General features: G+C 39.6%; 14 protein-coding genes and 2 pseudogenes. 7 read left to right on the top strand and 9 right to left on the bottom strand.

From position 1 onward, the window contains the following. The gene (locus tag BCU68_RS06405) at nt 1-963 is read left to right on the top strand and encodes a chromosome partitioning protein ParB (RefSeq protein WP_102563956.1); all 963 of its coding nucleotides are present in this window, start codon (nt 1-3) and stop codon (nt 961-963) included. Between the two features lie 104 nt (nt 964-1,067). Here BCU68_RS06405 and BCU68_RS06400 read toward each other — a convergent pair whose 3' ends face one another. Continuing rightward, a complete protein-coding gene (locus BCU68_RS06400; RefSeq protein ID WP_102563955.1) occupies nt 1,068-1,559 on the bottom strand; it encodes a YcxB family protein in 492 nt (163 codons plus the stop codon). Nucleotides 1,560-1,737: 178 nt separating this feature from the next. Here BCU68_RS06400 and BCU68_RS06395 point away from each other — a divergent pair, with 178 nt between their 5' ends. Then, nucleotides 1,738-2,916: an alpha/beta fold hydrolase gene (locus BCU68_RS06395; protein ID WP_102563954.1), complete on the top strand. Its 1,179-nt coding sequence runs from the start codon at nt 1,738-1,740 to the stop codon at nt 2,914-2,916. A gap of 273 nt (nt 2,917-3,189) precedes the next feature. On the opposite strand, the gene BCU68_RS06385 is transcribed toward BCU68_RS06395, so the two are convergent. Together BCU68_RS06385 and BCU68_RS06380 are read right to left on the bottom strand one after the other, a co-directional pair. Then, nucleotides 3,190-4,026, bottom strand: coding sequence for an SDR family oxidoreductase (locus tag BCU68_RS06385; protein WP_102563952.1), 837 nt, complete (start codon nt 4,024-4,026; stop codon nt 3,190-3,192). A gap of 344 nt (nt 4,027-4,370) precedes the next feature. After that, a pseudogene (locus BCU68_RS06380) lies at nt 4,371-5,228 on the bottom strand (hypothetical protein); the annotation flags it as partial. A gap of 77 nt (nt 5,229-5,305) precedes the next feature. On the opposite strand from BCU68_RS06380, the gene BCU68_RS06375 reads away from it, so the two are divergent. Continuing rightward, the gene (locus tag BCU68_RS06375) at nt 5,306-6,283 is read left to right on the top strand and encodes a LysR family transcriptional regulator (protein WP_133126130.1); all 978 of its coding nucleotides are present in this window, start codon (nt 5,306-5,308) and stop codon (nt 6,281-6,283) included. Nucleotides 6,284-6,375: 92 nt separating this feature from the next. Continuing rightward, nucleotides 6,376-6,939: a type II secretion system protein gene (locus BCU68_RS06370; RefSeq protein ID WP_102563950.1), complete on the top strand. Its 564-nt coding sequence runs from the start codon at nt 6,376-6,378 to the stop codon at nt 6,937-6,939. Between the two features lie 22 nt (nt 6,940-6,961). On the opposite strand, the gene BCU68_RS06365 is transcribed toward BCU68_RS06370, so the two are convergent. Further along, nucleotides 6,962-7,855 carry a LysR family transcriptional regulator gene (locus BCU68_RS06365; RefSeq protein WP_102563949.1) on the bottom strand — a complete coding sequence of 298 codons (894 nt, stop codon included), beginning with the start codon at nt 7,853-7,855 and terminating at the stop codon, nt 6,962-6,964. A gap of 189 nt (nt 7,856-8,044) precedes the next feature. Then, nucleotides 8,045-8,530, bottom strand: a pseudogene (locus BCU68_RS06360) (zinc-binding dehydrogenase); the annotation flags it as partial. A 139-nt stretch (nt 8,531-8,669) separates the two neighbouring features. On the opposite strand from BCU68_RS06360, the gene BCU68_RS06355 reads away from it, so the two are divergent. After that, nucleotides 8,670-9,476: an SDR family NAD(P)-dependent oxidoreductase gene (locus BCU68_RS06355; RefSeq protein WP_102563948.1), complete on the top strand. Its 807-nt coding sequence runs from the start codon at nt 8,670-8,672 to the stop codon at nt 9,474-9,476. A 49-nt stretch (nt 9,477-9,525) separates the two neighbouring features. Here the strand turns inward: BCU68_RS06355 and BCU68_RS06350 are convergent, their stop codons facing one another. Beyond that, nucleotides 9,526-9,906: an ArsR family transcriptional regulator gene (locus BCU68_RS06350; protein WP_241901288.1), complete on the bottom strand. Its 381-nt coding sequence runs from the start codon at nt 9,904-9,906 to the stop codon at nt 9,526-9,528. A gap of 342 nt (nt 9,907-10,248) precedes the next feature. Beyond that, entirely contained in the window at nt 10,249-10,407 is a 159-nt protein-coding gene (locus tag BCU68_RS16930) for a hypothetical protein (protein ID WP_157935173.1), read from the bottom strand. Nucleotides 10,408-10,526: 119 nt separating this feature from the next. Here BCU68_RS16930 and BCU68_RS06340 point away from each other — a divergent pair, with 119 nt between their 5' ends. Together BCU68_RS06340 and BCU68_RS06335 are read left to right on the top strand one after the other, a co-directional pair. Next, nucleotides 10,527-10,802, top strand: coding sequence for a hypothetical protein (locus BCU68_RS06340; RefSeq protein ID WP_102563946.1), 276 nt, complete (start codon nt 10,527-10,529; stop codon nt 10,800-10,802). Continuing rightward, nucleotides 10,803-11,282, top strand: coding sequence for a metalloregulator ArsR/SmtB family transcription factor (locus tag BCU68_RS06335; RefSeq protein WP_102563945.1), 480 nt, complete (start codon nt 10,803-10,805; stop codon nt 11,280-11,282). 242 nt (nt 11,283-11,524) lie between these two features. Here the strand turns inward: BCU68_RS06335 and BCU68_RS06330 are convergent, their stop codons facing one another. Both BCU68_RS06330 and nifB read right to left on the bottom strand, forming a co-directional pair. Further along, nucleotides 11,525-11,788 carry a 4Fe-4S dicluster domain-containing protein gene (locus BCU68_RS06330; protein WP_102563944.1) on the bottom strand — a complete coding sequence of 88 codons (264 nt, stop codon included), beginning with the start codon at nt 11,786-11,788 and terminating at the stop codon, nt 11,525-11,527. Then, complete coding sequence (gene nifB, locus BCU68_RS06325) at nt 11,769-13,097, bottom strand: nitrogenase cofactor biosynthesis protein NifB (RefSeq protein ID WP_102563943.1); 1,329 nt, start codon at nt 13,095-13,097, stop codon at nt 11,769-11,771. The genes BCU68_RS06330 and nifB overlap by 20 nt, the downstream gene beginning before the upstream one ends. Nucleotides 13,098-13,138 lie beyond the last annotated feature (41 nt).

Below are 13,138 nucleotides of genomic sequence, written 5' to 3'. Positions count from 1 at the left end.
ATGGATAGGTCAACAACAAGCAAAAGTGATTATCTTGGCAAGAAAGGTTCAAAGTCAGGTATTGGCGGATTACTTAAAGATAGATCCATTACTAAAACCTTTGATTTTCCAGATGGCTCTAAAGTTCAAGCTAAACGCGTTGTTATACCGGCAGAGAACGTAGCGGATAAAACAAAAAAACACCCTAAGAATCTACGTTCAGCTGATGGTTTAACCCTTGATGCCGTCAGAGATATTTATGACTCAATTTTAAAAGGTGGAGTTAACTTAGAAGGTATTGCGATTAAGTGCCCAGATACAGGAACGTACCTTTTATTAGATAGCTCTCGAAGACAGTTTTGCTGTATTAAGGCAAAAAAAGACCTGCCTTTGTGGGAATTGCCAAGCCTAAATGAATACCAAATAGAAAGTTTGATCTCTGATGCTCAAAAGTCCAAAAGTTGGTCATGGCGTGAGGAAGGGATGGAATGGATTCGTATTCGTGATGAAAAAGGTTTTACGACAATTGATGAACTAGCAAAACACCTTGGACGTGGTAAAGAAACAGTCCGTAAGCGTGTTCAAGCTGGTGAAATAAATGCTCTTTTGATTCAGTGCCTACCAGATCCTGAAGGGATACCGACTAAGTTCTATCCTGCACTTGCTAAAATTGAAAGGCAGCTAAAAGATGAATCAGCAATCAACATGGTGGTTGAATCACTAAAGCTAGATTCAATCGCTGAAAATGATGATGTTACCGTGCGCCAGAATGCGATTTTAGAGGCTTTAAAAGAAAAGTCACAACCTAGTACCAATAAACCCATTAGTTGGGAAAAGAGGCCATTAGCAAGCCTTCCAAAGGGGTGTTCTGCAACCATCGCCCAAAGTTCTGATGGACGCAGTACCAAAATTGAGTTTACTCGGGTGAATAAAACTAAAGTCGATGCAATAAGAGCATTTATTGAAAAGACATTGTCTGAGTAATATTCTGGGAAAGAGTCCCCCTTTGCAGGGCACTCATACTCGTGCTGTTACTTTTCCAGCACGAGACAGTTGACCGAATCTTTGGCGTGATCTTTTTATGATCTCTATTTTGCACACTTTACGTGTTGTTCTACAATAAACGCGACTACTTCATCATTTAAGCAAGATTTACTGACATATTGGCGTTGTTTACCCATATGAAGGATAAGCCCTAAATCAGTTTGTTGAAGTTGGTCGATTTCACTCCATGTGATGTTGCGTGTGTTTTTACGACTTTTATAACTCACACCGTTAGTGTCAATTTGCAAGACCACCTTACTACCATTGTTCATGCTGAGAGCTTGTCGCCATAACCACCAAGTTCTCTTAAAATAAACACTGAATGCCTCTATAACACTTAAAACAATAAAGAACCAACCAACGTATCCATCCGGTAGTAGCTCAAATTGTAGTAAAACCACACCAAAAATAAGGAAAAGGACGCCTTTAAAATAAGCTTTTGGAAACTTAATAGGGTGACTAGTCTGGTCATAACACTCAGCAAAAAAGGTCTTGTTAAGGGTATATTCTGTGGCGAAGCTAAAATCTTTAGACATATGTAGTTACTTTAAGTTTTGGTGAATGAGTATCCCATGCTGCATGTTTGCAACTTGAGTATTGTATCGCTTCTCGATGTTTTGTCATGTGATATGAAAGAAGTAATCCTTATTCACATCGCTGGGTAAGTTGTACAGTAAGACATATCAAATCAATAGGGCGGTGAAGGTATTTATCATGAAAAGAAACTTACTTCTTCTACTGCTATGTGCCGCAGTTATTATTTTATCGAAAAGTTATGTGCTTAGTAATAACGAGCATCAGGCATTACATCTATCTGATAACTACTACGATTATTTACAGCCAAATTTTAGTGATTATCTTATTCTCACACAGCGTTGGCTTGCTAAAAACCGCTCATTTATCTCATCTAACCATGCTCAAGAGTTGGAAATGAATATGCCCTTTGAGGCTGGTGACCCTAATTCAGAGAAAGCCATTTTGTTAGTTCATGGCCTAGGGGACTCTCCTTATAGTTTCAGCGACCTTACCTCTACGTTTGTTAAACAGGGCTTTTATGTTCAAGCTATACTGTTACCCGGTCACGGTAGTAAACCAGAGCACATGAAGTTAACAACCTATAATGATTGGCAAGTTATCGTTGACTACTATGTCAGTTTGCTGAAAAAAGAGCACACACAAGTATGGCTAGGCGGCTTCTCCACTGGGGCCAACCTTATTTCTATTAATGCACTTAATTATGGTGGGATAGAAGGCTTAGTACTTATTTCACCAGGTTTTAAAACGATGAACCCTGGAGCTGAAAAGATTGGAACCGTCATCTCTATATTTTGGGATGGGATCATTGAGCATGAAGATAATTATGCTAAATATAACTCAATGTCGTTACATGGAATGACGCAATATTCAGAGAGTGCCCGTATATTTAGATCTACCATTGATCAGAAGAAAGTGACGGTTCCGACACTTATTGTTGTGAGTGAAGCGGATAGTGTTATTGACCCATATATCACTGCAGAGATGTTTAACGCTAAATTTACTAACCCGCAAAGTAAGCTTATTTGGTACGGTGATGAGCAGCATTTAACCGTCACGGAAAGAGTACAATCCTATCCAATGAACCTAGCTGAATACAAAATCAGTACAGGCTCTCATCTCAGTCCACTATTTTCGCCAGTTAATCGTTACTATGGAGCGAATGGAACGCATCTAGTTTGTTTAAATAGCTTGGATACCACACAAACAGAGCGCTGCTATGAGGGAGATAACGTTTGGTTTTCAGCGTGGGGGTATAAAGAACAAGGTAAGACCTATGCGCGTTTAACGTGGAACCCCTATTTTGCTAGGTTAGAAAATGAGATTAGTAACATAGTTTTAACTGATGACCGGCATTAAATCAAATAAGCTGAGCGCACTAGTATATTGTTAAGCAGGCTGTTCGCCCTGAGGATAGCCTTAAAGAGGGCATGATATTGCTAGAACTCGTGATTTTTATGAAGGAAATTAATCGAATTGGTTGTTATCGTATTTTAGGTGGTAACGCCTGTGACACTTCTTATTATGATAGGTTAGTTAGTGCGCAATTTTATGAGGCGACAGTAACTATCATCACCTCAAAAAATTGGAGCTTTATCGTTAATTCTTGTTTATCTTCAGAGCGACTGATTGTTAAAGGTTAAAGTATTCTGCCCAACTAATATGATTTCTACCTGATGCTTCTTTAAAGTGACTTTCGTTATCAACATATCCAGCATTGATCCCTTGATAAATCCCAGTGATGACAGTCCCAATAAACTCACCTAATTCGGCAGTGCGATCGGCCAGAAATTCATTATTTGAAATAGCCTTGTATGTAAGTTCAGTATTAAAGGCTAGATTAAGGAAATGAGTCAGTTGCTGCTGACTTATGGCTGTACCATGTAAGTTGTAGCATTTACCATTGTGCTTTTCTTCAATAAGCATTTTCGCATAAGCGTAGGCAAGCTCTCCTCGCGTGGTATAACCGCATTTCCCATCTCCAGCACAATTACTGATGGTCCCTAATTTTTTATAGCTATCTATATATTCAACATCAGGTTCAATATAGATTCCGTTTCGACCTATTACCCATTTAAGTCCAGAATTGGTCACATCCTGCTCAGTCAGCCGGTTACTTTGCACTATAGGTGAAAATGCATTGCCATTTTCAGCACCTTGAATGCTGGTGTAGACAATTTTATTAACGCCCATTTTTTTTGCAGCATTGATAACATTTCGATGCTGCTGGATACGATCTCTTGGATCAGTCATGCCAGATACAAGCAACAATGTATCAATATCAGTAAGAGAGCTTTCAAGCTGATTTGGTTGGTCGTAATCCCCTGGTCTTATTTCAACATCCAAGTCAGTGATTTTTTCTGGGCTACGCGCTAGCGCAATAATATTTTGTCTAGGGACAAGTTCAAGTAACGCTTGAATAATGGCATGACCTAATTGACCACTCGCGGCAGTAACTGCAATTTTCATAGATAGCCTCTAAAGAAGTTTGGGTGGTAAGTGCGAAAGTTCATACTCACTTAGTGAGCATAGCGACGCATTATCATTGTTGAAGTATCTGCATTTTCTAGAAAATCGGCAGCAGCAGGAGCCTGCATGAAAGAAGCCATTGAAGCTTCTGCATCTTCGATTGAGTTCCAGTGTACAATCACTCTCCAATAACCATCATCAGTTAATCCCGACTGTCTTGATATGTAACCTTGTTGTTTTGATACATGACTATCTTCAACCGCTTTGTCTAGAGGGCGGAACTGATCAGCCGTGACACCATCACGCAAGTCAAAGGTTGCGACTTCAACGACATAATCTGAAGTGAAACCGAACTTACCATTATCATTTTTCCATTGTTCTTTGCTTTGTATCGTTTCTAAAACATCCCAATGTTCAACTATTCTGGCATTATCAATTCTAAATAAGTCATAATATGAGGTTTTTTTCTCCAAAAATATGCCTTCGCTGATAGCGAGAACAAAATTACCTTCACCGAGTATTTTATGATTAGCAGTATATATCATGGGTGTACCAGCTTCGTTTAGTGCCATGATTGCTTCACTTAATCCTTGAAGACCATCACCAACCATTGAGTTGTGCTGTAAGAAATCTTCAGGTGCACTATCGATATATAAACCAATTTTATCCATATCTCCTTTAATTAATATGGTATTAATAAAGTCAGCAACTAATGCCTTATTTTCCTGTGTTTTATCTCTGTCAGTAATTTCAGTAAAACCATCTAATTGTGTTCGCCCACTTGGATTATTTTGCGCAATTTCTTGTAAATTATCCCAATGCTCGACAATTAACCCTTTTTCAAACCGAAAAACATCAAAGCCAACTTTTGGCCCAAAGAAGTTATAGTCGGTGTGTAAGAACACATAATCGCCATCTTCTGCAGCACGGATAACGCTGGCTTTTGCTGATCCCTCTGGTAGGGCACTGAGCACTTTACCAAAACCCACTAGCCCATCTTCGACGCTAAGGTTGTGTTGAATGTAATTTGTTGGATTTATATAACTAATAGCAGTTTGATCACCAGTCTCAATACTAGAAATAACAGCAATAGCTTTATCTTTGTTAGAGAGCTCTTCGGCTGCAACCGTAGAGGTTGCATACCCTAAAATGCTTGTTACCGCGACAAGTGAAGTACAAATGTGTTGAGTAATATGGTTCATAGTTTATAACTCCTCATTAACGACCTATTAATCGTAGCCAAGCCATACATTTTGACTACACTTGTAATAGGAACGGTGTGTTAACTAAATGGAACACTATGGATGATATCGCCAATCACAGAGCGCTTATCTGTGTATCAGAATCAGGCTCTTTTAGTATTGCAGCAGAGCATCTAGGGATTTCTAAAGTTATGATTTCTAGGGCAATAAAGGCTTTAGAAACAGACCTTGGATTTCGTTTACTCGATAGAAGTGCACGAGGGTCAAAGTTAACACCAAAAGGGAAGGCTTATGTTGATATGTGCCGCCCAACGATAGGAAGTATTGATGCCAATGTTCAGTCATTAGCGAGCTATAAGAGAGAATTTAAGCGTCAAGGTAGTGATCAGTCGATAAAATTAAGGTTATCGAGCCCGAATACTTTTGGTTCTCTCATTCTTAGTCATGTTATTAGTGATTTTCATAAAATGTATCCAAATTACTTAGTCGAACTGATCACAGATGAGTCTTTTCAAAATTTATTTGAGCACAATCTTGATATCTCAATTCGTGCTCATTTGACGTCAGAGTCAATTCACGATAATACGATATCTAGACCATTAATTAAGTTGCCTTTTATGCTGTGCTGTACCCGTGACTACATAGAGCATTATGGGCAACCTAGCAGTATAGAGTCGCTATTTTTAGATCATGCTTTTGTCGCGTGGACGCACTTAAATCAACATAAACATGTCAAAATTGATGGGATTGGTAATAGTGTGCTTACACCACAACTTATTACCTTTATGAGTAACAATTCATTAGCCTGTGAAAACAGTGTGTTAGATTCTCTTGGAATAGGTTTTTTACCTTATCATGTGATAAGAGAGTCTCTAAAAAATGGGGTGTTAATTACTTTATTTCCTGAAAATACGACTTACGAAGTCGATTTAAGGATGACTTACCTCAACCCCCAAGGGGTCCAGTCAGCGACAGCCATATTTATTGACTTTTTAACCAATAGTCATTGGGTTCGTGATTTACAAGATGAGATAGTACTTATAAAAGCAGAGTAGTGGTGAGTGGTCACAGTGGTGTACTCATACGCTATAATTAAGATAAACGGATTTGCGCTATGCATTGTTCAATTACCCTATAAGTGATTCTTATGAAGAAAAGTGGCTTTACTTTAATCGAATTGGTTGTTGTTATCGTTATACTCGGTATTCTAGCCGTTACGGCAGCACCAAGGTTTCTTAACATTCAACAATCAGCGCGAGCTGCAACATTGGATGGCATTGCTAGTGCTATGAATGGGGCGATAACACAAGTTATAGGTAAAGCTTATATTCAAGGTCTTTCTGCTAGCCTGGTTTCTCCAAGCGATCAAAGCGATTATGTTATTGATTTTAACATTGGTAGTGTTGAGGTTGACTGGGGTACGCTTTGCCCAGAAAGTGAAGGCGAATCGGGTGATGCACTAACAATGATTGATTTTTTAAACCTTAGCGTTGACGATAATTTAACCGCAGAGACTGGAAATCGACATGCAGTTGTTGGTTATACATACGCATTTAGTTCAAATGAATTAAATAGAGAGTTTATAGAATTCCCACCATCAGGATGTTATGTACTGTATGACTCTTTCGGCGGTCGACCAACTAGTGACACTGAGACTTGTCCTGCCGGTGGCTGTGAGTGTACGGTTCGAGTTGTGAGTGATGAGTGTTAAGTTAATCGCTAAGTCGTAAGTTCTATCTTTGCCAGTAGGGTGGAGATCCATAATATGATTCAAAATAGTCTAAAAATGCTCTAACTTTAGGAGCAAGCAAACGGCTACTTGGGTATACAGCCCAGACAGCAGCGTGATCATCGAGTGGAAAGTCAGAGAGAACTTCAACAAGTTCACCCGTTTTTAATTGTTCGTATACTAACCATTGGGCGCACATGGCAATACCTAACCCCATCATGGCTGCATCCCGCACAGCTTCTCCATGATCAACACGGATATTTCCTTTTACTTTAACAACCTGTAATCCTTCAGATGTATTAAAAGTCCAACTTTCTAATCCGGTTTGCTTGATACAGTGGTGTTGCATGAGCTCTTCTGGTTTATCGATCTTGCCATGTGCAGCTAGGTACTCTGGGGAGGCGCATATAATACGTTTATCCGTTGCCAATTTTTTAGCAATGAGTGTCGAATCTTTCAGTTCCGCATTTCTAATTGCCACATCAAATCCACCCTCTATCATATCAACGATAGTATCTGTTAGACGAATATCGATGGCTAACTTAGGGTATTCTTTTAAAAAACCTTTTAAGGCAGGCATTAAATGTAATCGTCCAAAAGAGGCTGAAGCGGCAATGCGTAATGTTCCGTTTGGCTGTGGCTTACCAGTTCCAACCAATGCACGGGCTGCATCAACGTTTGCCAAAATATCTTCAGCATAAGGGAGCATTGCTTCGCCCTCTTCTGTTAAAGAAACCTTTCGGGTTGTACGATGAATCAATCGAGCGCCTATGCTTTCTTCTAATTTATTGATATGCATGCTAGCGACTGGAGCAGAAAGCCCAAGCTCTTTACCTGCTTGGCTTATATTATGTGTCGCTGCGACTCTAACAAATAGCCTTAAGTGTTCAATATTCATTGGATTTAAGCGCCTTTTATTTGTAGTTGAGGCAACTGAGCTTGTGTATATTGTTTTAGCTTAATCCATCGATAAGTACCAGTTAAAGTATTAACTATCGCTGCGTCAATAACGACGAAGAGTACATCACTGGTGTTAGTACTCTTCGAAAAAGCTTGCCCAGAGACAAGCTTTATTTCATCTATGTGTTTACACTACGTCAATAACGACTTTACCAATGGCTTGACCACTTGCTAAGTGATCGTGGGCTGCTGCAGCATTATTTAGTGTGAAAGTGTGCTTATCTAGAACCGGTTTTAAATCACCAGATTCAACTAAATCTTTAAGTATCGTTAATGTTTTCCCATGTACAGCACGACCTATGTTGTAGATCATCGGTAGTAACATAAACACAACGTGTAGAGATAAGCCTTTCATATGAACCATCGTCAAATCTTGTTCATGCAAGGTGACGGTAGTAGCAACTTGTCCATTAAGTTTGGCAGCATCAATGGAGTTATTTAAGTTTGCTCCTCCGACAGAGTCAAAAATAAGGTCAAACCCAGTTCCACCAGTATATTTTCTCACATACTCCTCAACGGACTCAGTTTTAAAGTCGATAGCCGTGACACCTAAGCTCGATATTAAGTCATTTTGCTCGCCAGCGGCACCTGTCGCATAAACTTGAGCGCCAAAGTGTTTCGCTAATTATAAATAAACGCAGCAGGTTGATAAGACAGTGGCTTCTATAATCAGTTTTAAGTTTTTATTAATAATAAATAGCGAAACTTTGTATTACTCTTAACTATCAGTGAATTTGTAGGAATAGATTATTATGAAAAAGACAATATTGATTACAGGGTCAACGGATGGCATAGGTTTAGAAACGGCTAAAATGCTTGTTGCAGAGGGGCACCGTGTACTTATTCATGGTCGTAATTCAAGTAAATTAGCAAGTGTTAAAGTGCTTCTTGAGCAAGGTTCATCTGATGCAATAGTCGAGGTCTATACTGCTGACCTTTCTAGTCTCAAGCAGGTTGAAGCGTTGGCAAAATCAATAGCTGAAAAACATGATAAGTTAGATGTCCTCATTAATAATGCTGGCGTTTACAACGTGCCGAGTATTACCACGCAAGAAAATCTTGATGTTCGTTTTGTCGTTAATACGATAGCCCCATATTTACTAACGCAGAAGCTACTACCTTTGTTTGATTCAGTAGGGCGCATCGTCAACTTGTCTTCTGCTGCTCAATCACCAGTAAACCTCAATGCTTTAACCAGTTCTAATGCAGGGGCATCAGATGGTCAGGTTTATGCGCAATCTAAACTAGCTCTTACTATGTGGTCTATGCATCTTGCCGAACAATTAAAGGGTAAAGGTCCATTAGTCGTTGCGGTAAATCCGGCATCATTTTTAGGGAGCAAATTGGTAAAAGAGGCATATGGCGTTGCAGGTAACGACCTTAGCATCGGTGCGGATATTTTATGTCGAGCAGCGGTATCCAAAGAGTTTGCCAATGCTTCGGGTAAGTACTTTGATAATGATTCTGGTCAGTTTTCCCCGCCACATGCCGATGCATTAAATGCCGAGAAGAACAAAGCGGTCGTAGCTGCTATTGAGTCGGTGTTACGAGTATCGTAGACGAGGTATCAACTCTGATTGATAATTTAAGATCTAGAAACGCATAGCTTTACGTTTCTAGATCACTATTTCTAAAGTGCTGCTTGCTTCTTACTAGATTGCTTCGTTGCTGACACCCATTCATCACTACTTGCTCCAACAACACACTCACCTTCGACACGATTGATAAACGTATGAAGCAACGCTGAGTGACTTCACTAAATTCATCTTCAGGCAAAAATCGAATAGAATCAATTAAAGCCTGACAGTGTGGAGTTGTCTGTTTTGTTAGCGCATAGTAGACCCACTTGCCATGTTTTTGGTGTGTAAGCAGACCAGCTTTGTATAGCATTTTCAGGTTACGAGAAACGTTATATTGAGTATCACCAATTACGTCCATAGCTTCAGCAACCGTGATTTTCTGGTCTACATGCAGTAGAAGCCAAAACAAGCGTAACCGATTAGGTTCTGATAAAGCTTTCTGCGCATCAAATTATCTATCCTCAATTTACCTTTAATCGCCTTCTGAAATGGTTACGCATTGATCACAATCTATACAATTAGTTGAGCTTATCTTCAAACAATAGCTATCTTATATATGGTCATTTCATTTTATAGAGGCAGTTATAAATGAATAAGTGCAATAGCCATTGTAAGAATTACAATATAGAAACAGGTACATGTCAGCTAGTTGATGATTGCTCTCATATGGAATTAGAAGCTTTAATGAATGCTCCCCCAGAGGTTCTGGCAAGATTTTTACTTCAAAACGATTGTGATGGTGACTTTTTATCTATGTATCAAACTCAAAATAAGATAAACGTGTTGACGTTGCTGTGATCCCTTCAAAAATAAGCAATGACAGTGTAGATAGATCTAATTGAGAAATCCCATCCCTCTTTGGCCGATGAGTAAAGTCATCGGCTATACCTTTGTTCTGTTCGTTATCCATATTAGCCAATTATTTATCGTTTTTAGACTTAGGATCCAGTTAAGCGGGTTAATGTATGTAAAAATGCGCATGTATACATCTATGTGTGATTTTCAACTTAGTCTATTTAGGGGTAATTTATGAAAGCTGCAATTAACAACCTAACAAAGTGGTGTGCTTACAGTCATATGTTTAAAGTGTTATCTACCTTGGTAAAAGGAGGTGATATTTCAGATCAAACGAAAACAGGGAGAAGCATTGCTCTACTTGGCATATTTTGCCCTTTCTTTTGGTTTGCGTTATTTACTGGAGCAAGTAAAGGTGAGCTTGCCTTTCATGCTACACATTCAAGTGTGGTTTTTTTTATTGGTCTCGGAGTTATGTTTGTCAGCTTAAAGAGTAAAAAAGGACAGTAGATGGATGCTCGATATTTAGATGCATTAAAGGCGTTAGCTGAACCGCATCGCTTAACGCTTTTTTGGTTACTTATTCATGTAGATCAAAAAATCACAGTAGCTGAAGCGATGGATGTAACTGGAGAAACTCAATACAACGTGTCAAGAAACCTAAAAATGCTATTTAAAGCGGGTTTATTGACCCAAGAGAAACGAGGTAAGTGGGTTTATTATACGCTTGCCAGTCAGGAGCAAAATCACTGGATCTCTTTAGTTGATTCAGCTCGCCACTTACCAAAAGAGAGCTTTAAAGATTTGACAATCAGGTGCCATCGTCGCCTTACAATGCGAGTTGAAGGGGAGTGTGTTATTGGTCCAAGTAGTCAAGAGTGGGCAGATTTTGTCATTGGGGTCCAACTAAAGAACGTAGATAAGCAAATCAGTTACGATATACAAAAACATTGCGAGCAGAGCAATCAAGGAAAGTTAATTAGACATTAAAAACATGAAATAATAACGATAAACATCTAGAAACACTAAGATGAATATATTAGTGTTTCTACAGACGACTATTAACGACCGCTATAAGCATAATTGCATGCCTGTAGTGGTGCTCTGAATTTAGTCATTTAGTCACAAGTGATATCATTACTAGCTCTAATGTCTGTAATTGTAATAAACAGTTTGTGATCAGTATCTTTGAATGCGGTAAAACCATAGTTCTATTGACAAACGCCACATAATTAAACCACTTCACTACTTCGGTGATGCGACGGTGAAAGGCTTCCTAGCGGGTTTACTGGAACGCCATTACACAAAATTGCCTCTTCAATTGGGCAGATACTTGCACATTGAGGGGAGTCAAATAGTTCAGCACAACCATTACAGCGGTGGCTCTGTATTTTGAATTTTATTTTTTCACTTTGATCCAATTGCACGACTGCATTTTTAGGGCAGACTAATTTGCAGGCATGGCATCCTGTACATTTATCCGTAATCGCGTACATGAGTCAGTTCCTTATTTGAGAGGGATAGGGCTACCTGTGAGGCTATTTTTTCAAGAGCAAGGTTGACGCCCACTAATGCGAAATCAACATTTGGTTTCACTCCTTGTTTTTCGAGTTGTCGCCATGGCGTTATACCAATTCGAGAACATAAAACTTCATTGACGTCGACTAAAGCATCAAGCAGTTGTTGTTTTTGCTGTTCTTGCTCATCACATTGCGACGGACCACGGCAGTATTTAGCGACAACACGAGTTTCATGGTGAGTAAATTGCTGGGTGAGGGCGTTAAAATCATAAATATCGAATTGTTCGGCATAACCAAAGTGGGTTGCTATCAGCGGATTATCAGTATTACGCATTGCAGCAATAGCGATGCGATATACCGACTTCGAATCATCAGTTGACTCGGTATGACAGGGTTCACCCAAAGTACCCACCGCGTCTGCACGACATTGTTGGCAATGCGTCATTTGCGGCATATAAACGGCAGAGTCTTCCCGTGCTTGCGAAAGTTGAGTGTCGTTAGGACCGGCATAACCATTTAACCCAAAATAGGTCCCGTGTTCTGGCTCTGATATCAGAGGCATTATGTTGTGTAGCATGGCACCTAAACGATGCACTTCTTTAGCCACGACCTCTATGTGATGATCATTCACCCCTGGAATGAGTACTGTATTTACTTTTATCAACATGCCCGCATTAGCTGCCAACTCAAGACCTTCTAACTGTCGACGGATCAGAGTTGTCGCCGCTTCAAGACCTTTCATTCTCTTATTATCGTAATAGATCCAAGGATAGATTTGGGTTCCTATCTCTGGATCTATGCAGTTAATCGTAATGGTTAGGTGGTTGACGCCTAGTGCAGCCAGTTCATCAACATACTCGGCAAGCATAAGCCCATTGGTAGAAATGCATAATTGCACATCTGGGTTATGTTGATGGATCTGTTTGAGTGTTGAAAATGTGGCTTTAGGATTCGCCAATGCATCCCCAGGTCCAGCAATCCCCACGACCGTTAAGGCATCGCTTCGCTTTGTCACCGCTTTAAACTGCTTCAGTGCGCCCGCTGGATCGGTCAATTTAGATACCACACCAGGTCGTGATTCGTTACTGCAATCAAACTTACGATTGCAGTAGTTACACTGAATATTACAAGCCGGAGCGACGGGTAGATGCATACGAGCGTATTGGGCTGCATTCTTTGAGTAACATGGATGCTGCTCTATTTTTTCTCTAACCTGCTTAGAAAAAAAATACGACACTTTATCACTGCTATGCTTTTCATCATGAGAACGGTTTGAGTTTTTCATTGAGGCCTCTAAAATCGTGTTTTTTAAACTGTTGCAAACCT

The sequence above is a fragment of the Vibrio sp. 10N.286.49.B3 genome (assembly GCF_002873395.1).
In the GTDB taxonomy this organism is placed as follows: Bacteria; Pseudomonadota; Gammaproteobacteria; order Enterobacterales; family Vibrionaceae; genus Vibrio.
Note: the sequence above shows the minus strand (reverse complement) of the source record. Positions and strands in the feature narration are given on the sequence as shown.

Coding starts and splice junctions, on each gene's coding strand:
- BCU68_RS06405 (WP_102563956.1), top strand. CDS start 1: ATGGATAGGTCAACAACAAGCAAAAGTGATTATCTTGGCAAGAAAGGT.
- BCU68_RS06400 (WP_102563955.1), bottom strand. CDS start 1,559: ATGTCTAAAGATTTTAGCTTCGCCACAGAATATACCCTTAACAAGACC.
- BCU68_RS06395 (WP_102563954.1), top strand. CDS start 1,738: ATGAAAAGAAACTTACTTCTTCTACTGCTATGTGCCGCAGTTATTATT.
- BCU68_RS06385 (WP_102563952.1), bottom strand. CDS start 4,026: ATGAAAATTGCAGTTACTGCCGCGAGTGGTCAATTAGGTCATGCCATT.
- BCU68_RS06370 (WP_102563950.1), top strand. CDS start 6,376: ATGAAGAAAAGTGGCTTTACTTTAATCGAATTGGTTGTTGTTATCGTT.
- BCU68_RS06365 (WP_102563949.1), bottom strand. CDS start 7,855: ATGAATATTGAACACTTAAGGCTATTTGTTAGAGTCGCAGCGACACAT.
- BCU68_RS06355 (WP_102563948.1), top strand. CDS start 8,670: ATGAAAAAGACAATATTGATTACAGGGTCAACGGATGGCATAGGTTTA.
- BCU68_RS16930 (WP_157935173.1), bottom strand. CDS start 10,407: ATGGATAACGAACAGAACAAAGGTATAGCCGATGACTTTACTCATCGG.
- BCU68_RS06340 (WP_102563946.1), top strand. CDS start 10,527: ATGAAAGCTGCAATTAACAACCTAACAAAGTGGTGTGCTTACAGTCAT.
- BCU68_RS06335 (WP_102563945.1), top strand. CDS start 10,803: ATGGATGCTCGATATTTAGATGCATTAAAGGCGTTAGCTGAACCGCAT.
- BCU68_RS06330 (WP_102563944.1), bottom strand. CDS start 11,788: ATGTACGCGATTACGGATAAATGTACAGGATGCCATGCCTGCAAATTA.
- nifB (WP_102563943.1), bottom strand. CDS start 13,097: ATGAAAAACTCAAACCGTTCTCATGATGAAAAGCATAGCAGTGATAAA.